The organism is Corynebacterium sp. 335C (genome assembly GCF_053525695.1).
In genome coordinates, this window is the sequence record NZ_JASTTB010000002.1 from 112959 (window position 1) to 138225 (window position 25267).

14 protein-coding genes and 1 other RNA gene are annotated in these 25267 nt (G+C 74.9%); 11 read left to right on the plus strand and 4 right to left on the minus strand.

All coding sequences use genetic code 11. The features are described from left to right. Positions 1 to 230 precede the first annotated feature (230 nt). From QQS41_RS07530 to QQS41_RS07570, 9 genes are all read left to right on the plus strand, one after another. Positions 231 to 992, plus strand: a complete 762-nt coding sequence (locus QQS41_RS07530; protein ID WP_448852100.1) for a hypothetical protein — start codon at positions 231 to 233, stop codon at positions 990 to 992. A gap of 7 nt (positions 993 to 999) precedes the next feature. After that, a complete protein-coding gene (locus tag QQS41_RS07535; protein ID WP_448852101.1) occupies positions 1000 to 3774 on the plus strand; it encodes a vWA domain-containing protein in 2775 nt (924 codons plus the stop codon). Between the two features lie 54 nt (positions 3775 to 3828). Continuing rightward, positions 3829 to 7413, plus strand: coding sequence for a tubulin-like doman-containing protein (locus QQS41_RS07540; protein WP_448852102.1), 3585 nt, complete (start codon positions 3829 to 3831; stop codon positions 7411 to 7413). Further along, positions 7413 to 10199 carry a hypothetical protein gene (locus QQS41_RS07545; RefSeq protein WP_448852103.1) on the plus strand — a complete coding sequence of 929 codons (2787 nt, stop codon included), beginning with the start codon at positions 7413 to 7415 and terminating at the stop codon, positions 10197 to 10199. The genes QQS41_RS07540 and QQS41_RS07545 overlap by 1 nt, the downstream gene beginning before the upstream one ends. 61 nt (positions 10200 to 10260) lie before the next feature. Beyond that, the gene (locus QQS41_RS07550) at positions 10261 to 12510 is read left to right on the plus strand and encodes a hypothetical protein (RefSeq protein ID WP_448852104.1); all 2250 of its coding nucleotides are present in this window, start codon (positions 10261 to 10263) and stop codon (positions 12508 to 12510) included. Further along, positions 12507 to 15074: a GAP1-N2 domain-containing protein gene (locus QQS41_RS07555; RefSeq protein WP_448852105.1), complete on the plus strand. Its 2568-nt coding sequence runs from the start codon at positions 12507 to 12509 to the stop codon at positions 15072 to 15074. The genes QQS41_RS07550 and QQS41_RS07555 overlap by 4 nt, the downstream gene beginning before the upstream one ends. Before the next feature lie 26 nt (positions 15075 to 15100). Next, positions 15101 to 16555: a hypothetical protein gene (locus QQS41_RS07560; protein WP_448852106.1), complete on the plus strand. Its 1455-nt coding sequence runs from the start codon at positions 15101 to 15103 to the stop codon at positions 16553 to 16555. Next, positions 16552 to 17616 carry a TRAFAC clade GTPase domain-containing protein gene (locus QQS41_RS07565; protein WP_448852107.1) on the plus strand — a complete coding sequence of 355 codons (1065 nt, stop codon included), beginning with the start codon at positions 16552 to 16554 and terminating at the stop codon, positions 17614 to 17616. The genes QQS41_RS07560 and QQS41_RS07565 overlap by 4 nt, the downstream gene beginning before the upstream one ends. Beyond that, on the plus strand, positions 17613 to 18359 hold the full coding sequence (locus QQS41_RS07570; protein WP_448852108.1) for a hypothetical protein: 747 nt from the start codon (positions 17613 to 17615) through the stop codon (positions 18357 to 18359). Before QQS41_RS07565 ends, QQS41_RS07570 begins: the two co-directional genes overlap by 4 nt. A gap of 123 nt (positions 18360 to 18482) precedes the next feature. Here QQS41_RS07570 and QQS41_RS07575 read toward each other — a convergent pair whose 3' ends face one another. Then, positions 18483 to 20192 (minus strand): hypothetical protein, encoded by a 1710-nt coding sequence (locus tag QQS41_RS07575; RefSeq protein ID WP_448852109.1) that lies wholly within the window; start codon positions 20190 to 20192, stop codon positions 18483 to 18485. A 229-nt stretch (positions 20193 to 20421) separates the two neighbouring features. Then, the gene (locus tag QQS41_RS07580) at positions 20422 to 22128 is read right to left on the minus strand and encodes an AbgT family transporter (protein WP_448852110.1); all 1707 of its coding nucleotides are present in this window, start codon (positions 22126 to 22128) and stop codon (positions 20422 to 20424) included. A 155-nt stretch (positions 22129 to 22283) separates the two neighbouring features. Here QQS41_RS07580 and smpB point away from each other — a divergent pair, with 155 nt between their 5' ends. Further along, entirely contained in the window at positions 22284 to 22784 is a 501-nt protein-coding gene (smpB, locus tag QQS41_RS07585) for an SsrA-binding protein SmpB (protein ID WP_448852540.1), read from the plus strand. Positions 22785 to 22967: 183 nt separating this feature from the next. Further along, positions 22968 to 23346: a transfer-messenger RNA gene (gene ssrA / locus QQS41_RS07590) on the plus strand. Positions 23347 to 23535: 189 nt separating this feature from the next. Here ssrA and QQS41_RS07595 read toward each other — a convergent pair. Beyond that, positions 23536 to 24435: a GDSL-type esterase/lipase family protein gene (locus QQS41_RS07595; RefSeq protein ID WP_448852111.1), complete on the minus strand. Its 900-nt coding sequence runs from the start codon at positions 24433 to 24435 to the stop codon at positions 23536 to 23538. A 217-nt stretch (positions 24436 to 24652) separates the two neighbouring features. Continuing rightward, positions 24653 to 25246: a PPA1309 family protein gene (locus QQS41_RS07600; RefSeq protein WP_448852112.1), complete on the minus strand. Its 594-nt coding sequence runs from the start codon at positions 25244 to 25246 to the stop codon at positions 24653 to 24655. Between the last annotated feature and the right edge of the window lie 21 nt (positions 25247 to 25267).

Genomic DNA, 25267 nt, shown 5'->3' on the forward strand with positions numbered 1-25267 from the left:
GGGGGTGGGGTCCGAAAGGGCCCTGGACGATGTCGGGTGCGCCGGTAATGTCCGATCCCGAAACCGGCGTCCGTCCGCGGGTGCCGGCCGGATCCCCGGATCCGGCCGCGCCCTCCGCGGCGGGAGCCCCTCCCCGGGGCCGGGTATCCCCGGCCGCGGCGGGAACAAAAAGGGGCGCCCGACGGCTCCCATGGGCGGAAGCACCGACAGGACACGAGGAGAAGCGCGACGTGAGTGGTCCCTTCAACGCACCCGGATCCGGGGACGGCGGCTTCGGCGGGGGCTTCGGCGCCCCGCGCGACCCCGGCACCGGCTCCGGTTCCTCCGGCGGTTTCGGTTCGGGGTCGGGCTTCGGCTCCGGCCCGGGTTCGTCCGGCGGTTTCGGTTCGGGTTCCGGCTCCGGTTCGTCCGGGGGATTCGGCGCCCCGTCGGCGCCGGGCTTCGGTGCGCCGTCGGGAGGCTCCGCGTCGCCCGGCGGCTTCGGTTCGGGTTCCGGCTCCACCGGCGGCTTCGGCGCCCCGCAGGGTGGCGGCTCCGCCCCCGGTCCGGATTCGGGCTTCGCGGCGCCCGCGCGGACCGGGGGCTTCGGCTCCGGGGAACCGGGCGGCTTCGGCGACCTCCCCGCCTCCCGCGGGGACGCGGCCCGCGCCCTTGAACCGGCCACCGGCCCGTGGGGCTGGGTCCTCGGCTCCCTCGCCGCCGCCTCCGCCGGACTCGTGCTCGGCGTCGTCGCGCTCGTCGCCTTCGGGGCGACCGAGACGATGTTCGCGGTCCTGTCCTTCGCCGGGTGGGCGCTGGCGGGCATCGTCGCGTTCGTCCTCCTCGGGCTCCACGTCATCGAGGACACGAAGCGCCGCGCCTCGGGCCCCTACATCGGCACCGCGGGCCAGACGACGGCCTACCGCGCCGCCGCGGGCATCGGACTCGCGGGCGTCGCCGTCACCGCCGTCGCCATCGCCCTGTGGGCGTCCAAGCTGAACTCCGGGAGCTGACCGCGCCATGCTGAACCGCATCATCCGAGGTGCCGCGGCCTCCGCGGCCACCATCGCCCTGTCCCTCGGCGCCGGCGCCGGCCTCGCGGCCGCGCAGGAGCCCGCCGGCCCCGGCTTCGGCCAGCTGCCCCCGGCGCAGGGGCAGCCCGCGCCCGCGCAGCCGGGTCAGACGGCACCGGGCCAGGCGGCGCCGGCCCCGGCCGCCGAGGACGGCGCCGTCGCCGACTTCGGCGCCTGCATCGCCGGCAAGGGAGCGGCCGACATCGTCCTGGTGCTCGACCAGTCCGGCTCCCTCGACGGCGACGCCGGCTCGGAGTGGTCCGGCGAGGCCTCCGATCCGGAGGGCCTGCGCGTCGACGTCGCCAAGGACTTCGTCAACCGCATGGCGACCTACGCCGCGGACACCGGCGCCGACGTCAACGTCCGCGTCGCGGGCTTCGGCGGGGGCTACACCGCCTACGGAGACTGGGTGAACCTCGGCGACGGCGGCGGCGCCGCGACGTCGGAGATCGACGAGTTCGTCAACGGCGGCGACCGCGCCGACGACCTGCACACCGACTACCGGCAGGGCCTCTCCGGCGCCTTCGAGTCCGCCCGCGGGGGCTCCGGCGACGGCGACCCGTGCCGCGCCGTCCTGTTCTTCAGCGACGGCAAGCCGACCGCGGAGGGCGCCTCCGAGGAGGCGATCATGGAGGAGGTCTGCCGCGAGGGCGGCCCCGTCCACCAGATGCGCTTCACCGGCGTCCACCTGTTCACCGTCGGCCTGTCCCCGGCGGACGGCTCCGACCCGGCCGACACGCTCACCCGCATCGCGGAGGGCGACTGCGGCGGGCTGCTCCCGAACGGCGCGGCGTTCTCCGCCGCGAACCCGGAGGGCCTGTTCGGCGCCTTCCGCGGCATCGTGCCCGACGGCGCCACGGAGACCCGCACCGGCATCCCCGCCACGGAGAAGTACCGCTTCACCCTGGACGACTCGGTGACCCCGGTGCGGCTCAGCGTCGTGCCGGAGGGCCCGATCTCGGAGAACGCGCGGCCGGTGCTGACCTCCCCGGGCGGCGAGACGGTGCCGCTGGACGGCTCCGCATCCGCCGTCGCCGGCCACGGCCTGACGGTCACGCCGTCGGAGGCCCTGCCCGGCATGGTCGACGTCGAGCTGGAGAAGGGCGCCGGCGGCGGCTGGGCCGGCGAGTGGGTCTTCGGCTACGAGAACACGGCCCCCGGCGACTCGACGTACCAGGTCACCATGACCATCGTCCCGGGGCTCGACATCAAGGTCGACGGCGGATCCGTCGGCCGCGACGGACGGCTGACCGTCGCCCCGGGCGACGCGGTGACCGCCCAGCTCGTCGATCGCGACGGCAATCCGCGCCCGATGGACGGCACCACCGCCTTCGCCGCCGAGCTGGTCCCGGCCGACGGCGGCGAGCCCATCCCGCTCGGCCCCGTCGAGGGCGACGCCTCGAAGGGCCCCGTCACCGTGCCGATTTCGGTTGATCATCGCGTCTCCGGCGACCTGCGGATGAGCGCGACCATCACGACGGCCGGCACGCCCGGCACCACGCTGGCGCCGGTCACCGTCGACACGCCCGTCACCGTCGTGCCGCCGAACTCCCCGTCCTTCCCCGGCGTCCTCGACATCTCCCTCTCGGGTGACGAGGAGACGGAGGTGCCGGTGCACGTCACCGGCCCGGGCACCGTGTGGATCGAACCGGGGGCGCTGGGCGACGGCGTCTCCTACGACTCCGACCACGGCGACCGGGACTCGGCCCTGACGCTCGGCCCGGGGGAGGAGGGCGTCATCACCCTGACCGCCCGCGCCGAGACGCCCGCCGACGCGGCCCTCGACGCGCGCGTCCCGGTGAGCTACATCCCGGCGGAGGACGGCGCGCAGCCGGCGACGGAGGAGGTGCCCGCGAAGGTCTCCATGATCGTCCCGTCGGACCCCGGCGTCTTCGTCGCCGCGCTCGTCGGCGCGCTCCTGCTCGCCCTTCTCATCCCGCTGGGAGTGCTGTACCTGATGAAGTTCGTCAGCGGCCGCATCCCGGCGAAGCCCGGTGTCCTCGGCCTGCGCATCCCGGTCACCGCGGACGAGACGACGATCCGCCGCACGGACACGGGCGCGGAGTTCGACGTCGACTACGACGAGGTCGTCCACGCGCCGCGCACGGTCTCCGGGGGCCGCACCATCACCGTCGCCGGCGAGCGGCTGGACGTGAAGCTCGGCGCCAACCCGCTGACGCCCGCGTCCGCGGTCGCCGCGGCGCCGGACTCCGTCGCCGACGACGGCAACCGCGCCGGCGCGAGCGCCCGGCTCCCGCTGGCGGTCCACAACCGCTGGTTCATGGTCCTGGATCCGCATGACGACGCCCAGGCGACCGTCATCATCGCCGCCGACGAGGGCATCACCCGCGACCACCTCGCGGCCATCGCCGACGACATCCGGTCCAACGGCCCCGAGCGCTTCAACCGGCTCGTCCGGGAGCGGCGCTCCGCGGCCGGCGGGGGCGCGCCGTCCGGCGGCGCCCCGGCCGCGGCCCCGGCGGCGGGCACCGCGACGGCTCCGGCGCAGGAGCCCGGCGATCCGTGGACCGTCGCGGAACCCGGTTCGGCCCCGGGCGCGGGCGGCTTCGGCTCCGGAGGACCGGGCTTCGGCTCCGGCTCCGACGGCTCCTCCGGGGGCTTCGGCTCCGGCGGAAACGGCTTCGGCGGCGGCTTCGGCACCGGGGACGGGGGCTTCGGCTCCGGCGGACCCGGATCCGGGGACGGCGGCTGGTCGCGCTAGCGACCGCAACGACACGGCATGACACACGGATAACGACCCAGAAAGAGACTTGACGTGCAGAAATTCCTCGTGGTCGGCTGCGGCGGCTCCGGCGCCAAGACGCAGGCGTACATGATCGACCAGCTGATGGCCTACCTGCGGACCGTGGACCCGGGCCGGACCCGGCTGCCCGCCGCCCTGCAGTTCGTCAGCGTCGACGTCCCCCTGATGGCGGAGCCGGGCCCCGACGGCCTCGGCAACGTCCCGGACCATGGCGGCCGGTACGTCTCGATCGGCTCGTCCCTCAACTACTCCGAGTTCGACCGCGGCCTGTCCGACCTCCTCGGCCGCGAGGGAACCCTGGGCGAAATCGCCACCTGGGCGCCCCGCGACCCCGCCGCGGAGGCGAAGCCCATCTCCGCCGGCGCCGGCCAGTACCGCGCCATCGGCCGCATGCTGACCATCCAGGGCCTGGAGAAGATCCGCGACGCCCTCGTCCAGTCGCTCGAGAAGCTCTACCACGCGGACACCATCGCGGAGCTCAACGAGCTCAACCACCGCATCAGCGGCCGCCGGTCCGATGCGACGGACGACACCCCGATCATCCTCGTCGTCACCTCCATGGCGGGTGGCGCGGGCGCGTCGATGTTCCTCGACGTCAGCCGCATCCTCACCACGATCCCCGGCGTCGACCCCGCCAACATCGCGGTGTTCATGATGACCCCCGAGGTCTTCGGCAACCTGTCCGAGTCGCAGAAGACCGGCATGTGGCCGAACGCCCTCGCCGTCTTCGGCGAGGCGTTCGCCGCCCAGACCGGCGCCGCCCTGCCCCACGACGAGGCGCTGTACCGCGCCATGGGCATCTCCGAGACCCCGCGCCTGAAGTCCTTCGGCCGGCTGTTCCCGATCGGCGCCCGCATGGGCGGCCAGGGCGCGCGCTTCGGCGACGGCTCCACCAACGGCGTCTACCGCGGCCTCGCCCGCGCCCTCGCGGCCCTCGTCTCCTCCGACCGCGCCTCCCACGACTTCAAGGGCTACCGCCTCGCCAACACCGGCTCGCTGCGCGGCGACCGCTCCGTGCTCGGCTGGGGCAACCCGGAGAAGGTGCAGTGGGACGGCCTGCCGTGGGGCTCCATGGGCTACGCCCAGCTGTCCATGGGCCGCGACCGGTTCGCCGAGTACTCCGCCCAGCGGCTCGCCCGCGCCGCCTTCGACCGCCTCCTCGACGGCCACATCCGCGCCGACGACCCGTCGACCGGCCTGGAGCAGCTGAACAAGCGGCTCGACGAGGAGCTGGAGGGCTTCCGCAACCGCTGCTACCTCGCGTCGCCGCGCCCCGGATTCGGCCCCGACGACGCCGCCACCTGGGTGTCGCAGGTGTTCGGGCAGAAGGCCTCCCGGGCGGCGGCGCACTGCCGCGCCGGCCTGCGCAACCAGTTCCCGCCCGGCGACGGCATGCGGTCCTCCGAGTGGGCGGACCTCGTCCGCCGCCGCGTCGCCGATTCCCGCGGCGTCGTCGGCAACGAGCTGCGGCGCAGCGCCTACGCCTCCGTCCACGAGTTCGCCGACTTCTTCGCCGACGGCGTCATCGCCGTCGTCGAGGAGTACATCGCCCGCTACGGCGTGCCGATGGCGGAGAAGCTCGTCGAAAAGCTCACCGAGGACCTGCAGCACTCCTACGAGGGCGCCCTGTCCGCGTTCGGCGCGCAGGCCGGCGCCATGAACCCGCTGGGCGACTCCCCGGCCTCGCAGCAGGTCTACGAGCAGCTCAACGTCAAGGGCACCATCAGCCAGACCGGCCGCTTCGCCGACCGGATCGCCGACTCCTACGCGCCGGGCATGCACCGCTACGCCTGCGCCGCCGTCGCGGAGCTGCTGCCCGCCGTCTTCGCGGACTTCCGCGTCAACGTGCTCGCCCCGCTGGCCCGCTCGCTCGACGTGCTGCACAAGAACCTCGACGCCGCGCGCGTCCCCCGCGCCACCCTCGTCAACCTCGCCGACGTCGCCACCTCGGAGCCGGGCGCCTGGCCCACGGAGTCCGATGAACTCGTCGAAAAGCGCTTCGAGGGCTCGGCCAACGAGATCATGATCACCGACTACGAGTCGTTCAAGGCCGACTACGAGGACCACATCACGTCGACGATGCGCACCGAGCACCTCGTCGACGCCGTCGACGCCGCCTCCCGCGAAATCGTCCACGGGCGGTGGGAGACCACCGGCCCGGAGAAGGCCCCCGAGGACACCCTCGCCCGGCCCCGCCCGCAGACCGCCGGCCCCGGCAACCGCGTCGGCTGGGTCGCCCGCGCCCTCACCGACGCCCCGAACGGCCAGGGCCCCAAGCGCGAGGTGAACTCCGCCAAGTTCGAAATCCGGCTCATGCCCGCCGACCTCATCGACCGCGCCCGCAAGTGGATCGGCCGGCCCGCCATGCCGTTCAGCGACTTCATCGGCGTCGACCTGCGCAGCTACCTCTCCCCGGAGAACGCGGGGAACGACCAGATCCGCAGCGCCCGCCTCACCGCCCTCGGCGAGGCGTTCCGCAAGGCCCTCAAGCAGGCCCGGCCGCTCGCCGCCGTCGACACGGACATGCTGTCCCACGTCCACTCGTCCGGCGGGGAGGTCTACGAGTACATCTTCTCCGAAATCCCCTTCGACGGGACCGTCGAGCCGCTGCAGGTGCTCACCGACGTCATGCGGCAGGAGAAGCACAGCGCCGACGAGTCGAAGCTGACCTTCGAGCAGGCGATGACCGACGACACGAACGTCACCTCCATCGAGGTGTTCGGTTCCTACCCGAACTACTCGCCGGTCGTGTTCAGCTCCCTGTTCAAGCACATCGCCGAGGAGTGGGCGAAGCGCCGCGGCAACGCCGAGGGCTTCTGGAGCCTCCGCCGCTCCCGCCCCCTGCCCGCCGCCCTGCCGCTGTCCGACGACGAACGCCGCGCCATGGTCGCCGGCTGGATGATCGGCGAGATCACCGGCCGCATCCGCGTCCGCAACCCCCGCACCAACGACGAGACCGTCGACATCTGGGACGACGCCGACGAGCGCTGGACGCCGTTCCCGCCGGACCTGCTGACCCCGCCGAACCGCCAGCTCGAGGGCATCGACCGCATGCCCGCCGTCATCGAGTCCATCCTGCTGGCCTACGCCAACTGCCAGCGCCGCTCCGGCGTCCGCGGCGCCGAGTCCCTGCGGCCGTACCAGTTGCTGCGCGCCCTGTACGACACCGGCCGCGAGCAGCCGACGACCGGCTCCGTGACGCACTCCGCCGGTACGCACCTCGCCGAGTGGTTCGCGCTCGGCGAGGCGCCGCAGGAGGTGGAGAACGCCGCGACGCTGGAGGAGCGTTCCGAGTCCGCCCGCAAGCGCCTCGACCAGTACCGCCTCGCCGCCAGCCTGTTCCTGCCGGGCGGGCCCCGCCCGGAGCTGGCGTCCATCCGCAGCCGCTCCATCGCCTCGAAGACCCCGCTGTTCCGCGACCTCGCCCCCGACGTCGAGGACATGGCGACGGACCTCATCCGCCGCCTCGACCAGGCCGTCGCGGAGGCGCGCAACTGGTCCGACCGCAGCGCCGGCGGAGCCCACCGCGCCGAGGACCCGGGCCCGGCGCCGCAGACCGGCCTCGGCCTCGGCGACATCCTGGGCGGTGGCCTCTGATGCCCCGCACATCGGTGTTCCTCCTGGGCTCCGGCCCCGGGGCCGCCGCGATCCGGGCGACCCTCACCGACCTCGCCGCCCTCGGGCTCATCGACCGCTTCCACTGGCTGGACGCCGCCGCGGGCCCCGGCACCGTCGCCACGATCACCCCGGCCGACGGCGGCGGCCATGCGGTGCGCGAGGACGGCGTCGCCCGCACCCTCGACGCCGAACGCCCCGACCGGGCCCTGCTCATCGCCCTCGACGAGCAGGACGACCGGGGCTCGACCATCGACCCGTCGTCCGTCGACGCCTGGACCCGCGCCATCGACGGCGGCCTGTCCTGCGACGTCCACCGCATCCACCTGGTCCTGACCCGGCTGGAGCTGCCCGCGGAGGAACCGGTCCGCCTGCCCGCCTACCCGCGCCTCGTCCTGTCCCCGGAGGACTCCCTCGCCCCCGGCGAGCCCGTCACCGCGCAGCGCCGCGCCGACGGGCCCGACGCCCTGGCCCGCTACGCGGCCCCCGCCATCGCGGGGCTCGCCGGCCTCTGGCGGGGCTCGGCGGCGGTGCCCGTCATCGACGGCGCCGACGGGCCCATCGGCACCGGCGACCCCGGCCACGTGCGTCTCGTCCGCGTCTTCCACCGCCGCATCGACACCACGACCGTGGAGGACGCGCTGCGCGCCCGCGCCATCGACGTCACCGGCGGCCTGCCGCAGCCGGCCCAGTCCGGGCCGGTCCAGGTGCAGGTCGGGGGCTACGACGAGGAGATGGTGGACCTCGTCGTCGGCACGTTCACGAGGGAGACCCACCGCCGCGTCCTGTCCGGCCTGCGGCCCTACGAGGACGCCGGATCGTCGACCATCGGCGCCGACGCCGCCGTCGACGCGTTCCTCTCCGACTTCTTCGGGTTCGTCGTCGGCAAACCCTCCGACTGGGGCCGCGCCGTCGCCGGCGACGCCGGCCGCGGCTACGCCCGCGCCGTCCAGCGGGCCCTCTACGGCGACGACTCCCGTGTCGAGGTCATGGTCGGCTCCCACTCCGGCAAGGGCGGCCGCGGCAGCGTCGACGACATCGGCCGCGCCAGCGCCTCCTTCCGCCACGAGTTCGAGGAGACCGACGGGCGCGCCCTCACCGTGGGGCCGGAGACCGTCACCGCCGACGTGTGGCAGGCCTACGTCGACACCGCCATGACCATGATCGACGGCCACGACCGCGCCCAGTCCAACGGCAACGGCGCGGGCATGCCCGTCAACGTCCGCAACTCCGACGGCCCCGTCGTCGTGTCCCGCCCCGACCTCGTCGTCCCCGACCCGTCGGAGGCGTTCGACGGCTCCAACCGCATGCTCGAGCGCCTCGCCGGCGCCAGCCTGCGGGAGACGACCGTCGCCCCGTACGACCCGTACGGGGCCGCCCGGTACGCGGAGACGCTGACCTGGGCCGCCGGCCAGAACACCGACAAGGGCATCCAGGATCTCAACCGCCGGTTCGCCGCGTGGCGCGAGCGCCACTCCCGCAGCTTCGCCTGGCGCTTCGGCGAGGCGATCTCCGGGATGATCGACGAGGCCCAGGAGCGCATGGACTGGGCCCGCGCCGAATTCGAGGACGCCTCCGCCCGGCTGGAGGAGGCCGAACGCGGCGACCGGGGCGATCTCAGCCTCTCCGGGAAGCTGCGCGGCCTGTGGATCATCTGGGGCGTGGCGACGCTGGCCATCGCCTACATGACCGCGGCGTGGCACTGGGCCGACGCCTCCGGAGACCGCCCGCTGACCTTCGGCGACTGGCTGCCGCCGGCCCTGCGGTGGAACCACGGGCTGTTCTGGCTCGCGGTGACGACCTTCGTCGTCCTCGGCGCCGGCATGGTCACGTACGCCAAGGTCACGAAGGAGCTCCGCGCCCGCGACGAACGGCGCCGCGAACTGGCCCACCGCCACGAGGTCGCCTCCCACAACGTCGTCGCCGCGGCCGCCGACGTCGAGAAGTGCGCCCACGCCTACAACCAGTTCCTGTCCTGGTCGGCGATCATCGGCCGGGTCGTCTCCCGCCCCTACGGCGCGGCCGGCGGCTCCGCCTCCCGCGTGCGGCTGCCGCAGGAGGGCCTGCCCCGCTCCACGGCGCTAGCCGAGGTGCCCGTCGACGGGGCCTTCGTCGACGACTCCGTCCGCGGCGTCCGCGCCGGGCTGTTCCCCGGCTCCTGGGCCCAGGCCCGCCTCGACGCCTACGTCGGCGCCGCCCGCCGCCGCGCGGAGGAGTCCGGGATGCCGCTGCCGTCGTTCGGCGGCCTCGCCGCCCAGGCCGGCCACGGCTCCGGCTCCTCGCTCGATCGCCTGGCCCGCGCCATCCTCGCCGACGACGCGGACCGCGACCGGGGCTTCGCCTCCGAATGGCGCGCCGCCATGGAGCGCTTCGCGCGCTCCGGCGGCGCCGGCCGCCTGCGCTCCGGCCTGACGACGCACGTCGACGGCGCGCCCCGCACCGTCGCCTACGACGACTTCGTCCGGGGCGTCGCCTCGGCCGACGCCGCCGGCGCACCCGGCACCGGGTTCCTGCACGAGGCGATGTCGGAGCTGGGCGCCGTCCGCGGCGGCGTCCGCGTCGACCCCGCCGCCAGCCACGTCGTCCGGGGCGCCGCGGGCGACGGCCCCGGAGGCGCCCTGTCCGAGGGCGTCACCCTGGTCCAGTACGGGCCGAGCGTCCCGGCGGAGTACGTCACCCGCCGCGACTCCGCCGACGACCCCGCCGCCGGCGGGGGCCGGGGCCCCGGCGCCGGGGACCTGGGACTCGGCGGCTTCCGCCTGGACTGACCGCCGCATGACCGGACGATGAGCGACACCGCGAACCACCACCACGACGAGGAGAGCACCGATGGCCGACCGTGACGGCATGGACCTCAGCCAGGTCCCGGACCACCTGCTCAGGATGCTGAGCCGGCTGGAGGCCCCGACCGTCGAGGACATCCGCCGCCGGCTCCCGCCGCGCTTCCACGGCGTGGCGGAGGAGGCGCACGCCCGCCTCCTCGGCCGATCGGGGCCCGGCGGCGGCGCCGTGCCCGTCCCGTCGTCCGCGCAGCCGGAGCCCTCGTGGCAGCAGAGCCGGCCGCAGCAGTCGCAGCCGCAGGCCCCGCAGCAGCCGCAGGCGCCGTTCGGCGCGCCCGAGCAGGCGCCCTTCGGACGGCCCGGGGCGGCGTACCCGGCCGCGCATCCGGCGCCGGGCGGCGGGCCCGCACCGGCCCCCGCCGCCGCAGCATCAGCCGTCGCCGCACCGGCGTCCGCCGCGACCGCCGGGGGCCCGCGGACCCCGGCCATGAACCTCGCTCCGCCGAGCCGCGCCGCCGGAGACATGGGCCGCCCGTTCATGGACCCGGGCACCGTCGTCGGCGCGGCCAACGAGGACTTCGCCGCGGATGACAGCGACGAGCGCAACCGGGCCGACGCCCCCGGCATCACGGTCCGGTACGTCCCCGGCCGGGACGGGGAGCGCGGCGCCGTCCGCGTGCGGTGGGACCGGCCGTCGTGGATCCCCGACGGCATGCCCGTCATCTACCGCGTCGTCTCCGCCGACCGGGAGTTCTTCACCTCCCCGGAGGACGGCGACGACGTCACGTGCGTGACGGGGCCCCGCTTCGAGGAGCCGGCGCCGGAGGGCACGGGCTTCCGCCACTACCAGGTGTGGGCGAACTTCGGCCCCGACGTCGACGCGATCTACGGCTCCCAGCCGCGGTTCGTCGGCGAGGACGTGTGCATCCTCCCGGTGCCCGGCCTCCAGCTCGTGGAGTCCCAGGGCGTCGTCGAGGGCCGGTGGGAGAACGTCCGAGGATTCGACGGCATCCGCATCGAGGCGTGGCCGGTCGCGGACCGCCAGGCCACCGAGACCATCCCCGTCTACGACGGGCAGCACCAGTTCAGCCACGTCGTGTCGGTGCGCGGTGCGACGATGCGCTTCCGCATCCGCGGCGAGGTCGCTTTCCGCGGCACCACCCGCGTCGATCCCCGCGGCGTGCAGGTGGACCTGGACATCTCCGCGGATCTGGTGAAGGTGGAGCTCACCGACGCGACGTACCACTCGGGGGAGCGGGAGGAGATCGAGTTCTCCTGGAGCTCCCCGCCGTCGGGCAGCGTCCGCGTCTTCTTCACCCCGACGGCGCCGGACCCGGACCTCGGCCACGAGGAGATCGACCGGAGCGCCCTGGAGCGGGAGCTGACGTCCGGGTCCATGCGGGACAAGGTCCTCGCGGCGGACGAGGACGCGATGCACGGCTCCGAGATCACGCGCCGCATGGTGTGGCCCCACCTGTGGGACACGGTCTACGTCACCCCGGTGAGCATCGTCGACGAGTGGGTGTTCGTCGGCACGCCCCGCATCCTCCAGCGCGTGCAGGGCATCCGGAACGCCACGCTGGTCGAGCGCGTCTCCTCCCAGCTCATCACCTTCGAGTGGCCGGCCGGGGCGACGGAGGTGAAGGTCGAGTCCGCGGAGTTCGGCGCCTCCGACTCCGAGCGGGTCTCCCACGGCGAGCTCGACCGCGCCGCCTACGCCCGCGACGGCGGCGTGCGCCGGAGCTTCAGCCCGTACGGCGAGCGGGTCATCCTCACCCCGCGGGCGTTCAACCGGGGGCAGGAGGTCACGGCCGAGCCGACGGAGCTGATCTACCCGGGCCTCGAGGTCTACCAGTGGGCGCTGGAGAACGACCCGCTGGATCGCGGCGCGCTGCTGCGCATCTGGAAGCGCGGCGGCGAGGACCGCAACCCGCCGAAGTTCCGCCTGGTGCGCCACCACCGCCGCCTGCCGCTGTCGATCGCGGACGCGCGGACGGAGGGCGGCGGGTTCTACGCGGTGACGCGCGTCGACGGCGACGGGATGCCCGAGGGCGCGCCGGGCACCGTCGTCACGCCCCGCGAGCTGTCGTCGGGCGACGACCCCGGCGGTTGGCTGCTGACGTACGACGAGCTCCGGTCGGCGTGGCCGGCGGGGCAGTGGTACCGCCTGCTCATCGTCGAGGAGGAGGACCCGGCGGGCGGGCGCAGGGGCGTCGATCTGCCGCGCCGCATCGTCGTCGACGACGCGCTGCACAACCTGCCGTACCTGCCCGCCGGGCACTGGGGAGGCGGCGCATGAGCGGGCACGGGGCGATCACCTACGCGGCGTTCTCCGGGGCGGGCCGGGCGCACGGCGGATGGCAGGTCGGGGATCGGGTCGGGGACCTGACGGACGCGGAGGTCCAGCAGCTGTGCGAGCGGACGCCGACGGGGCTGTCGGGCGTGCGCCGGCTCGGCAAGTTCCCCTCGGACGATGAGATCCGGTCGCTGGAGGTCCGCCGTGCGTGGACCCGCGCGCCGTGGGGCGGCGGCGATCACGTCTTCTGGTACTCGTGCCCGGCGGGCTCGGATGCGACGGGCCGGGCGGGCAACGTCTTCACGGTCGCGTTCGTCGTCCGCGCCGGAGCGGTGCCGTGGCGGCCGGTGGAGCTGGCGCCGCCGCTGTCTCCGCCGGTCCCGGTGCACGGGGCGGCGGCCGTCGACGGGTTCTCCCTGGATCCGGGTCTGCCGGCGCTGCCCGCGGAGGACTGGTCGCCGGAGTCGCGCGAAGTCGGGATGGTGTGGGAGTGGGCCTCGGGGCCCGGCCGCCGCGAGGTGCTCGCCCGCATCCTCGACGGGCTGGCGGCCGGCGACGTCGTCGCGCTGGCGGACCCGTCGCCGGCGGGCCCGTGGAATCAGCTCGCGGAGCGGTGGCTGCTCGTGCTCAGCCGCCTGCTGACGCCCGCGGCCGCCGCGGACTGCGGCTGGTCGACGCTGGAGCGCGCCGCGAAGCTCGCCCGCCTGCCGGAGTCGGGCGTGCGGGTGGCCGCCATCCCCGCCGCCGATGCGGAGGCCGCCCGGGAGATGCCGGGCGTCACCGTGGTGATGCTCGACGACGAGGCCCTCGCGCGCCCGTCCTCCCCCTGGGCGCGGCTGGCGCATGTCCTGGTGGGGGAGGGCCGTGCCATGGACATGGAGCGCCTCGACCCGGCGACGGGGTCCGGGCTCCCGGAGTCGCGGGTCGCGGCGGCCGTCGCGGCGGATCCGGAGCTGCGCCGCCGCTGCCGCGGGGACCTCGCGGAGCTCGTCGCCGAGGCGGGCCCGGAGGTCCTCGGCGAGGGGGCCGACGCGGAGCTGGTGCGGGATCTGGCGGCGGCGGGGTTCGAGGGCACCGACGGTGCGGGGCTGCTGCGCGCCCTGGACCGCGTCGCCCGGGCGAACCTGCTGGACGGACCGGTGCGGGAGACCGCCCGGGACCGCGTGCGCGCCACCGGGCTCGCCGCGGACCTGGTGGAGGGGCGCGTCGACGCCCCCGCCGCCGTGGACCGCCCGCACCGGGCCGCGGCCGAGCTGCTGCGCGACTGCATCGCCGCAGACGATGCGCTGACGGCGCTGGTGGCGCGGGGCGCGGGGATTCCCGCGGGCCTGGCCCGGTGGCTTGGCCTGCCGGCGTTCGCGCGCGAGCGGGCGGAGGCCGCCAAGGGGAAGCACCTTGCGGACGACGGCCCGGCGGGGCTGCTCGCCGGCGCCTGGGCGCTGGGCGCGCCCGCCGCGCCGCCGATGGCGGGGTCGTCGGGCGCGGCCGTCGGCAGGCACCTGAACGCGATGTTCGGGGCGGGCGGAACGTCGGCCGGCGACGATCGCGCCATCGTGTTCGGGCTGAACTCCCTGCACGGCCGCGTCGCCGACGACGCGGCCCTCCGCGACGCGGTCGCCCGGGTGCGCGCGACGCTGACGGCGGATGCCCGCCGCCTGCTGGACGACGGCCCGTGGGCGCCGTCGCGGACGCCCCGCGGCCTGACGGCTGAGGAGTGGGAGCACGACGCGGCGTCGTACGGCGACGCGTCCGCCACCCGGTACGGCGGAGCCACCGGCGGCGACCGCCACGGCGCCCGCGCATACGGCGGGGACCCGTACGCCGCCGGACCCGAAACCGGCGGATACGGCGACGCCGCCTTCGGCCGTCCCGATTCCGCCCGATCGGGCTACGGCCGCATCGACCACTCCGGGTCCCCCTACGGAGGCGGGGACGATCCGTACTCCGGCGGCCCCTACGACGGCGACCCGTACGCCGACGTGCCGATCCGGCCCGCGGCCCGCGCCATCAGCGTGGATGACGTCCCTTCCGCGGCGGCCGGCCGCGTCCGCCGCGAATTCGACGGCCCCGGCCTGCCGGAGGCGCTCCTGCGGCGCCTGGCGGAGCTTCCCGCCGACTTCGCCGACGACCACGCGGAGGCCTCCCGCCTCGTCGGCGGTTACCGCGCGGGAGGCGCGGAGCTCGGCGTCTGGGACGTGCTGGCCCTGGTGCTCCTGCTGCCGGGCGAGGGCGACCCGGTGGTGCGGGAGGCGCAGAAGACCGTGCTGGCCGCCGGCGTGCGCAACGAGCTGCGCGGGGCTCCGGCCGATGCCGGGCACCGGGGCCTGCCCTGGTGGCGCCTCGCCTCCTTCGGGGCGGAGGATCGGCGGGAGATCGTCGATCGGGCGCGGGCGGCGGGTGACCGGGACGGCGCCGGCCAGCATGTCCCGTCGTCCGTGCGGGACGCCGCGGGGCGCCCGCCGGAGCTGCGGCGCCTCCTCGAACCCCCTGCCGCACCGCCCACCGGCCCCCGGGCGGGCGCGCACGCCGGACCACCCGGTACGGCGGACCACCGCACCGACGACTGACGACGCAACCAGGACAGGAACACGACATGCCATTCACAGCCCTGCGCGACGGCGAGTCCGTCGCCCTCACCGCCGGAAGGTTCGAGGTCGCGGCCACGACCCCGGGTCGTCGGATCCCCCTGCGCCTCCGCATCCGCGGCTCCGCCCAGATCAACGGCCGCGGCCCGCTGAACTCGCACGTCCTCGATCTCCGCGGTCCGCTGACCATCGCGGTCGTCCCGTCGGAGGGCGATGCCTTCGGCCCGGGCAGCGCGGTGACCGTCCGCGTGACGCGCGGCCGCGCGGGGTCCCCGGAGGAGGAGACGGTCGAGTTCCCGCAGGCGACGCTGGACGGCCGCTCCGAGGTGGTCATCGGCACCGTCGCCCCGCGCGGCGCGGCCTTCGAGGTCACCGCCGAGCACGTCGTGCAGGAGGAGAGCCTCGACGGCTCCGCCCGCTCCGTGCCGGCGGCGCTGCGGTCGCTCCTCGACGCGGAGGGGATCCGCGTCCCCGCTGATGCGCGCGTGACGCTGATGGTCGACCGCTCCGCGTCGATGACGGTGCCGTCCCCGCCGCGGGCGGCGGAGGACGCCGCCCAGTACGTCCGCGGAGTCGCCGGGGTCGTGTCCGGCGGCGCGGTGACGGTGGAGGCCGGCCCCGTGCGGCGCACGGCGGGCTCGGGCGAGCTGGTCGGCGCGGTCGCGGATCTGCTTGACGACGGGGTGGTGCGCGTCGGTTCCCTGGAGGACGTCGCCGACGAGCCGGGCACGCTGACCTTCGTCCTGGGCGACGCGGTGCCCGACGCCGTGGCGGCCGGCCGCTGCCGGGGCGTCGCGCTCGTCGTCGACGAGTCGGCGCACGCCGCGGGCCGCTCCGTGGTCTTCACCCGCGAGGTCGTCGATGGGCTGCGCGGCGGCGACGACGCGGTCGTGCGGCGGTCGCTGGGGCCGGTCGTCGATGCGCTGCGGGCGCTCGCCGAGCCGGATCGCGGCACCATCGCCGCCCCCGCCGCCGGCTTCGCGACGGCCGTCGCGCCGGAGCCCGGGCCCGCCGCCGACGCCTACCCGGCGTACGGGACGGCCTACGAGCCGGTGGGCGGGACCGCCGCGGGGCAGTCGCCGGACCGGGGCGCCCCGGAGGCCCCGTACGGCGGCGACGCCGGCTGGGGTGCACCGGCGTTGTCCGTCGGGGATGCCGGCTGGGGTGCGCCCGCGTCGTCCGGCGGGAACGCCGGCTGGGGTGCGCCCGCGTCCTCCGGCGGGGACGCAGGCTGGGGCGCGCCGGAGGCGACCGGGCCGGAGCGGGAGGCGTCGTCACGCGACACCGCCACCCCCGGCCGGCCCGCAGCGGACCGCGGCGCCGGGCGCCACGCGGCGGACGGCGACGACGCGGCGCATGACGACGGGTCCCGCGACGGCCGGCCCGCCGGGGGCTTCGGCGGGTTCGGCGGGTTCGGCGGATTCGGCGGATTCGACGACGACGGAAAGGACGGAAACCGATGACGGTCCCCGCCCCGGTGATCACCCGGTGCCCCCACACCTTCCGGCCGCTGGCCGACCCGGCCTCGCGCACCAGCGAACACGCCGGCGGCCGCGAGCTGCCGATGGGCTGGGAGGACTCCGGCACCATCTGCATCTCGCTGGCCGGTGCCCGCAACTCCGGCAAGAGCTTCTACATCGCCGTGCTGGTCAAGCAGCTGGAGCGGCTGTGCACCGGGCACCGCCGCACCATGCGGCCCGCCGACGCCAACACCCGAGACGTGTACCGCGAGCACTACGAGACGCCGCTGTACCACGAGATGGGCCTCATCCAGTCGACGCCCAGTTCCGACCACGACGACGCCTACCAGCGCGAACCCCTCATCTTCGACATCGGCCGCTGGGACGTCGACGGGCGCGACCGCAACTGGTTCGTCGTCATCCGCGACGTCGCCGGCGAGGACCTCGAACGCCCCGACGTCGACGCCGAGTCGCTGGGCTTCTTCAGCTACTCCGACGCCATCGTCTTCCTCTTCGACCCGCTGAAGGTCCCGCAGGTCACCAACTACCTGCGCGGCCTCGTCGACCCGCAGGAGCTCGGCGGCGACCCGCTGCCGGTGCTGCAGAACCTCATCCGGGTGCTGCACCGCCCCGGCGCGCGCGACGCGTTCGCCGCGGCGCCGCCGCGGATGTGCGTCGCCCTGTCGAAGTTCGACACCCTGCAGGAGCTGCAGAAGGTCGAGGACAACGAGTGGAGCGGCATCATGTCCAACTACGGCGCCGCCTACCGCCGCGACGTCGGACTGGACTACGACGAACGCGACGGGATGCTCCTCGACGCGGAAATCCGCAGCATGCTGCTGCGCCTGCGCGCCGACGACATCGTCAACACCGTCGAGAACCTCTACCGCGACGACCCGGGATCGGAGATGCACCGCTACTTCGCGGTGTCCGCCCTCGGCGCCGCCCCGACCGGAACCCACCTCCACCGCAACGGCATCGCCCCGTACCGGGTGCTCGATCCGCTGCTGTGGATCTTCAACCGCAAGGGCGTCTTCCGCCCGCAGGAGGAGATGTACCGATGAACGGATTCAACGACGGACGCCCGGGCGGACGCGGCTTCGGCGGGCCGGGCTCCGGACCCCAGGGCGGCGGCGACGGACGCGGCTTCGGCGGACCGGGTTTCGGGCCCCAGGGCGGCGGCGACGGACGAGGCTTCGGGGGGCCGGGTTTCGGCGGGCCCGGCGGCGCCCCGGCAGGTCCCGGCCGCGCCCCGTCCGATCCCGGCGGCGCCCGCCGGACCGCGGCGCCCGCGCCGGGGGAGCCGTACGGGCACGGCGCGGCCGCCCGCGTCGCCGAGCGGCCCCGCCCTGAGCCGAATCCCCGCTGGTTCCGGAAGCCGGAGGGGCGCCGCAGCGTCGAGCGCCCCGACGCCCCGGGCGCCGGCGACGGGGGAGCGGCCTGGTCCCTGTGGACGGCGATCGCGGCCCAGGTCGGCGTCATCGCCGTCATCCTGTTCCATCTCGTCGGCGACTGGGGCAAGCCCGTGCGGACGGCGGAGAGCCTCCGTTCCGGGGCGGAGCTGCGGCCCGACAACCTCGAGATCCTCACCATCCTGTGGGGCGTCGCCATCGTCGCCGCCATCGCGGGAATCGTCGGCTGCATCCTGCGCAAGTCGTGGGGTCGCTACCTGCTGACGGTGCTCGGCTTCCTCGGCCTGCTCCTCCTGCTCCCGCAGGATTACGTCATCGCCGGCGTGCTGTCCCTGGCGACGATCATCCTGCTCTGGCTGCCACCGACGGCCCGCTGGTTCAGCGCCGGGCGCTGACCAACCGACGTCCGCACCGCGCTGAGCGTCCGCGCCGCGTCCCGGTTCCCGGGGCGCGGCGCGTCGCGTTTCAGCGGCGCGGCTTGCCGCGTTTCGCCGTCGCGCGCGGACCGCGGCCGGAGGTCAGAGGCCGCGGCGCATCGACTCGGCGTCGTGGAGCAGCCGCTCCTGCCCGAGCTCCCGGGCGATGGCCGCCGCCCCGTCCAGCAGGACCCGCGGATCATCGTCCGGGCGCAGCGGGCGGAAACCGCCGGCGATCATGCAGCGCGCCTTCTCGATGCGCAGCCGCGCCGCGAGCTCCCTCAGCCCCGGGTCGGTCTCGTCGAAGAGCGCGTGGGAGGTCACCCGGTCGATGATGCCGATGGCCGACCCCGGGTCCCGCTGCACGAACCGCGTCGAGGCCGCCAGATCCAGCTGGGCCTCCGCCACGATGGAGAACTCGCGGGCGTTCCACGCCTCGTCGGTGATGCGGGAGTAGTCGGCGTGCGCCTCGGCGTAGCCCTGCGGAGTGCGCTGCATCGCCTTCGCCTTCGCGGCCTCCAGGCGGCAGCGCAGGGAGCGGCCGACGTCGCCCACGGCGGCCCAGTCCCGGGCCGAGGCGGTGAGCATTCCCGCGGTCCAGCGGGCGCGGCCCGCCCCGGTGCCCGCGGCGTGCGCCGCGTACAGGGCGAGCTCCGCGCGGACCCCGGGCTCGGACAGTTCGCCGAGGGCCCGGGCGACGAAGTCCATGACCTCCCGGTCATCGTCCTCGTCCGCGGACTCGAACGCGAGGCGGGCCAGGTCGACCGCGGCGAAGCCGTACATCTTCTCCGTCAGACCGTCGCCGCGCGCCGTTCCCCAGGTGTCGATGACCTCGGAGTACATCGCGGCGGCGGTGTCGTCGTCGCCGGCTGCGGCGGCCTCCTGCGCCGTCGTGAGGTGGCGGACCCAGTCCACGGGCGCGGAGGCGCCGGCGGAGCCGGCGTGCCGGTCGGCGCCGGCCTCGCCGCCGACGGCCCCGAGCGGCAGCGTGTCCCCGGTGACCGGCGTCGCGTGGACTGTGGTCGGGGCGTCGGCGTCGCCGAAGGCCCCATGGCCGGGTCCGTCGTCGGACGGGGCGGGACCGGCCGAGCCGGCCGCATCGGCGTCGCCAGGGGTCGTGTCCCCGTCCGCATCCGCGTCGCCCCCGCCCGTCTCGTCCGGCCACGCCTCGTCGACGGCCTCGTCGGCGGCGTCGTCGCCGGTGAGGAAGCCCTCCTCGACCAGTCCCGTGACGGTGGGGAAGGGCAGCGGTACGCGGAACGCCGGCGGGACCGCGGCATGCGCCTCATGGTGGCCGTGCGCGGGGCCGCCGTCGAGCAGCGGGCCCACCAGCGCGGCGATGGAACCGGGGGCCGCGCCGTCGCCGTGGGCGAGCGCGGCGCAGGCCGCGGCGGATTCCCCGTCGCCGGCGGCGGACAGCGCATGGGCGGCCGCGGACAGCGTCTCCGCGGCCTGGCCGGCGTCGGTGGTCTGCTCCAGCGCGGCGGAGAGGGCGAGGCCCCGGGCGCGCAGCGCCGGGTCCCCGAGTAGCAGCCCGGTGACGGCGAGGTCGCGGGCGCGGGAGGTCCCGCGGTCGACGTTGCCGGCGGCGACATCGGAGCGCACGAGGTTCTCCAGGACGTAGGCCAGCAACCTGAGGGTGACGGGACCGGGCGGGAAGCGGCGGCCTGGCCGCAGCTTCGTCAACGCCAGCTCGAAGCCGGAGCTGCGCCGGGCCGGGTCGCCGTCGCCGGACGCCCGGTACAGCATCTCCACGAAGTCGGAGACCTGCTGGAGTGCGGCGGTGTCGGGGCCTGGATTCTCTGCGGTCACGGCCCCATGATAGCGACGGGGTCCCGCGCCGGAACCCGGGTCGGGACACGCCGTCCGCGCCCGCCGGCGCCCCGCGCCGGCGTCCCCCTGAGCCGGGGACTCCCTTCGCGCGGCGCCGCATCCTCCCCGCCCGGATACGACGGCGGCCCGCCCCGGCGGGGAGCCGGGACGGGCCGTCGCGTCGTCCGTTCGATGGGGCGCACCGCAGTGCGGCGCCCCGCGCGCCGGTCTAGCGGACCGGGGCGCCGGGGCCGAGCGGGATGCCCAGCAGGTACCAGACGACGAAGAAGAGGAACCAGCCGACGAGCATCGCCACGGAGTAGGGGATGGCGAGCGACATGAGGGTGCCGACGCCGGCGGGCTTGTAGTACTTCTGCAGGAACGTCAGGGCCAGCGCGAAGTACGGGGACATCGGGGTGATGATGTTCGACGGGGAGTCGCCGATGCGGAACAGCATCTGGGAGACCTCGGGGGTGACGCCGACGTACATCAGCATCGGCACGACGACGGGGGCCATGAGCGCCCACTGCGCGGAGCCGGAGGTGATGAACAGGTTGATGCAGGCGACCATGAGCACCAGGGCGGCGAAGAGCAGCAGCGGCGGCAGGTCGGCGGCGGTGAGGAACTCGGCGCCCTTGATGGCGGTCCACTGGCCCAGGTTCGACCAGCCGAAGTAGGCGGTGAACTGGGAGACGGCGAAGAACAGCACCATCATCGTGGTGAGGGTGTCCAGGCCGCGGCGCATGAAGTCCGGCACGTCGGCGGAGGAGCGGATGGAGCCGACCGCGATGCCGTAGGCGATGCCGGTGACGGCGAAGAGCACGGCGATGGACACGACGATGTCGGTGATGAGCGGGGAGTCCATGATGCCGCCGCCCTCGCCGCGCAGCGGGGAGCCCGGGATGAACAGCAGGGCGCACCAGGCGGCGAACACCGCGAGCGCGGCGAAGGACGCGATCTTCAGGGCGCGGGACTCCTCGGGGTCGAGGTGCAGCTCGGCGTCGGCGTCGTCGTCGCCGTCCGCGCCGGCGTCCGCGTCGCGCTTGCCGACGGCGACCGCGGACCCGTCGGGCGCCCGGTCCGTGTCCGCGTCCCGGGACCCGTCCGCGTCGCCGGAGTCGTCGCCGTCCCGGTCGGGGCGGGTGAACTGGGCGGCGTCGTGGTCGACCTGGTCGTGGTCGATGGTCTTCTCGGTGTGCTTGACGATGAAGAACTCGGTGACGGCCGTGACGATCGCGGCGAGCACCAGCGCCGAGGCGGCGGAGAAGAAGTAGTTGGCCAGCGGGCTGACGACGTACTCGGGGTCGACGAACTGCGCGGCGGAGGTGGAGATGCCGGCGAGCAGCACGTCGGTGATGTTGAGCACCAGCGAGGAGTTGAAGCCGGCGGAGGAGGCGGCGAAGGCCACCATGGCGCCGACGATGGGGCTGCGTCCGACGGCGCGGAAGGCGGCGGCGCCCAGCGGGATGAGGATGACGTAGACGGCGTCGGAGGCGATGGAGCCGGTGACGCCGGCGAGGGCGACGATGTAGGTCAGGGACCAGCGGCCGGAGACCTTCGCGATCATCGCGCGGATGGCGGCGCCGATGAAGCCGGAGTACTCGGCGATGGCGACGCCGAGCATGCACACGAGGATGAGGCCGACGGGCGCGAACGACATGAAGTTGTCGACGGCGTCGGTGACCATCTTGCGCAGGTACTCGCCGGTCATGAGGTTCTGGACCTCGATGATCTCGCCGCTGGCGGGGTCCTTGGCGGACATCCCCGCCATGGATCCGAGCCAGGAGCTGACGATGACGACGCCGGCGAGGATGACGAACAGCCAGAACGGGTTCGGCAGCGCGTTGCCGACCCTCTCCAGCGTCGCCAGGAATCCCTTGGGCCGGTCCGTGCCCTGCCTGTTCTTGTCTATGGTGCCGCTGGTCGTGTCGGCCATTGGCGCTCCTTTTCCGTGGGGCGGCCCGTGAGCCGCGGCGGACGGGGGACGTTCGTGACGCGGTTCACATGGGTGAACCGGATTCCCCCACGATAGCGGCAGGGCGGCCGGGGTGAAACGCCGGGGGACGCTCGGGTAGCATCGTCCGAATCATGATGGCGAAGAAGAAGTCGAAGAAGGCGAAGGCGAACCGGAACCCGGTCATCGCCACGAACCGCCGTGCCCGGCACGACTACGTCATCCTGGACACCTGGGAGTGCGGCGTCGCGCTGGTCGGCACCGAGGTGAAGTCCCTGCGCGAGGGCAAGGCGTCGCTGGTCGACGCGTTCGCGACGATCGACGACGGGGAGGTGTGGCTGCGCGGCCTGCACATCCCGGAGTACTCGCACGGGTCGTGGACGAACCATTCGCCGCGCCGGAACCGGAAGCTGCTGCTGCACCGCCGCGAGATCGACTCGCTGGAGGGCAAGGTCCGCGACGGCAACAACACGCTGGTGCCGATGTCGCTGTACTTCAAGGACGGCCGCCTGAAGGTGGAGCTGGCGCTGGCCCGCGGCAAGCAGGACTACGACAAGCGCCAGGCGATCAAGCGCCGCACCGAGGCGCGGGAGATCACCCGCGAGCTCGGCCGGCGCATCAAGGGCGTCAACGCGTGACGGTCGCCGTCGTCACGCAATCGCGTTGCGACGGCCGCCTCCCGCGTGTTTCCGCGCGCACCCGCGGTGCGCGCCACGCCATGCTTTGCGACGGGACCCGCGCGCGTTGACCGCCGGCGCCGCACCGCGCTACGCTGGGTCCTCCCGCCGGGTCCGATGCACGGACCCTCCCGGCGGGCGTGAGGGGCTGATTTTGGTTTCGACTCCGCACATTGAGCCAGGGGAAGCGTGCCGGTGCAGGCTGAGGACCACCGCAAGCGTCGCAGCAACTGATTAAGCGCCGAGAACACTCAGCGCGACTACGCCCTCGCTGCCTAATACAGCGACCGCGTGTCTGTCGGACCGGAGAGGCCCCTGCTCCGGACCCCGGCATCGTTCAGAGGGGCTCCGCCCGCCGGGTGGGCCGCGAGGCCCGGCGGGGACACTCACTGGCGGCTGGGCCCGTCATCCGGACATGTCCGCCTGATCCGGAGGGCCGAGCAGAGATTCCGCGCGGACTGCGCACGGAGAAGCCCTGGTGAAGTGGCGGAGGACCCGGGTTCGATTCCCGGCAGCTCCACTGCACGGCCCCCACCTGCTCTTGCAGGTGGGGGCCTTTTTCGTGCGCGCCGCCGGGCGGGGCGGGATGCGGCGGGGCCGGGCGCCGGGCTGCGGCCGGCGGGGGAGGGCGGCGACGGGGAAGGCCCCCGCCCGCGGTGCGGGAGGGGGCCTCGTGCACGCCCGCGTCAGGGCGTCCGGGGGTGCGGCGCGATCAGGCGCCGTGGAGCTGGCCGGCCATGTAGTGGCCGATGGCCTGCTGGCCGTGGATGGTCGGGTGCAGGCGCATGTTGTGCTCGACCGTGGTGTCGACGAGGCCGGCGACGTAGCGCTGGTCCGGGGCGGCGCAGGTGCCGTGGCCGCGGGTGGCCTCGCGCAGGTCGACGAAGCGGGCGCCGGCCTGGGCGGCGGCGGAGCGCATGGTGTTGCGCAGGGAGTCCTCGACGGCGGTGGCGCCCGGGACGAGCAGTCGGCCCGGGGCGTTCGGGTCGAGGTTCACCAGGCAGACGGTGTCGCCGGAGGTCAGCTCCGGGTAGCCGGCGAACACGACCTCGGCGTGCGGGGCGTGCTGGCGGACGCGGTTGGCCATGTCGACCAGGAGGCGGTCGTAGCCGGTCGGGATGTCGAGGCGCAGCATGCCGGCGCCGGCGTCGACCCAGGTGAGGGCGTCGAGGCCGCCGTACATGAAGACGACCTTGTTGGTCGACGGGCCGATGTCGCCCTGGTTGATGGCGGCGTCGACGCTGGCGGTCAGGTCCTGGACCGGGACGCGGCCGGTGCCGTTGCAGGAGTAGTCGGCGAAGTCGCGCAGGTCGTTGAAGTTCAGGCCCAGGTCCTGGGCGGCGACGCGCGGCCAGTTGAACGGGTCGACGATGCAGCCCGGCTTGCGGGACGGCACGGTCTGGCGGTGCTCGTCCAGCGGGTCGGAGCCGGAGATCGGGTGGCCCGGGATGGTCGGGTTGGACGTGAAGGAGTCGCCGATGGTGACCAGGCGCGAGCCGCCGTGCGGGTTGGCGCCCGCGGCGGGGGACGAGACGACGGCGGCGAGGCCGGCCACGCCGAGCGCGGCGGTCGCGGCCGCGACGGCCTTCTTCAGGGACTGCTTCAGGGTCATGTCGAATGCTCCATGTGTGACGCGGGATGCTGTGTGTGACAGGTGAGGCTACCAGGACGGGCGCTCCAGGTGAATGGAGCCACAACGTTACCTGATCGCAATCTACGGGACTCTTCGCCGGCGTTCAGGTTTCCGTTACATCGCCCCGGTCCGGGAGCCCCGGGGCGGGCGCCGGGGAAGCGGGTCCGGGCCCGGGCGAGGGTCGGGCTCGCCCCCGCTACTCGCCGAGGGTGGCGCGCAGCGCGGCGACGACGCCGTCGGCGGCGCCGGTGCCGTCGCGGAGCTCGATGTCGTCCTCGGCGAACGGCCCGCGCTCGGCGAGCTCCGCCTCCGTCGGGCGGGGCTGGATGAGGGTGACGTCGGGGCCGTCGGCCAGCACGCCGGTGACCAGGCGGACCTGGCGGGCCAGGCCGTCGCGCGCGCCGGAGCGGGCGCCGGCGCGGACCTCGTCGAGCTCCATGCCGCCGACCTCGTCGGCCCGCTCGGGGGCGACGACCAGGACCTCCTGGACCAGCACGGCGCCGACGACGCCCTCCGGCCAGGAGGTGCGGGCGATGAACTCGCCGAGCTCCGGGGAGCCGCCCTCGACGCCCTCCGGCAGCGGCTCCTGGGTGACCAGGGTCAGCGGGTCGCCGTCGAGCTCGCGGCCGAGGGCGCCGGCGACCAGCTCCGTCGGCACCAGCGCGATGAGCTGCGGGGGCCGGTCCCAGCCCTCGGCATGGGCCAGTTCGACGGCCTCGACGGCCGCCCTGTTCAGCGCCGGCCGGGTCCGCCAGGCGGCGCCGCCGGCCGCGTCCATCCGATCGTCCATTCCGTTCGCGCCCTTCCTTCG

Bases quoted from the DNA above. Each gene is read 5' to 3' on its own strand.
- QQS41_RS07555 (WP_448852105.1), top strand. From the start codon at position 12,507: ATGAGCGGGCACGGGGCGATCACCTACGCGGCGTTCTCCGGGGCGGGC.
- QQS41_RS07595 (WP_448852111.1), bottom strand. From the start codon at position 24,435: ATGACCCTGAAGCAGTCCCTGAAGAAGGCCGTCGCGGCCGCGACCGCC.
- QQS41_RS07550 (WP_448852104.1), top strand. From the start codon at position 10,261: ATGGCCGACCGTGACGGCATGGACCTCAGCCAGGTCCCGGACCACCTG.
- QQS41_RS07545 (WP_448852103.1), top strand. From the start codon at position 7,413: ATGCCCCGCACATCGGTGTTCCTCCTGGGCTCCGGCCCCGGGGCCGCC.
- QQS41_RS07580 (WP_448852110.1), bottom strand. From the start codon at position 22,128: ATGGCCGACACGACCAGCGGCACCATAGACAAGAACAGGCAGGGCACG.
- QQS41_RS07535 (WP_448852101.1), top strand. From the start codon at position 1,000: ATGCTGAACCGCATCATCCGAGGTGCCGCGGCCTCCGCGGCCACCATC.
- smpB (WP_448852540.1), top strand. From the start codon at position 22,284: ATGGCGAAGAAGAAGTCGAAGAAGGCGAAGGCGAACCGGAACCCGGTC.
- QQS41_RS07600 (WP_448852112.1), bottom strand. From the start codon at position 25,246: ATGGACGATCGGATGGACGCGGCCGGCGGCGCCGCCTGGCGGACCCGG.
- QQS41_RS07565 (WP_448852107.1), top strand. From the start codon at position 16,552: ATGACGGTCCCCGCCCCGGTGATCACCCGGTGCCCCCACACCTTCCGG.
- QQS41_RS07560 (WP_448852106.1), top strand. From the start codon at position 15,101: ATGCCATTCACAGCCCTGCGCGACGGCGAGTCCGTCGCCCTCACCGCC.
- QQS41_RS07570 (WP_448852108.1), top strand. From the start codon at position 17,613: ATGAACGGATTCAACGACGGACGCCCGGGCGGACGCGGCTTCGGCGGG.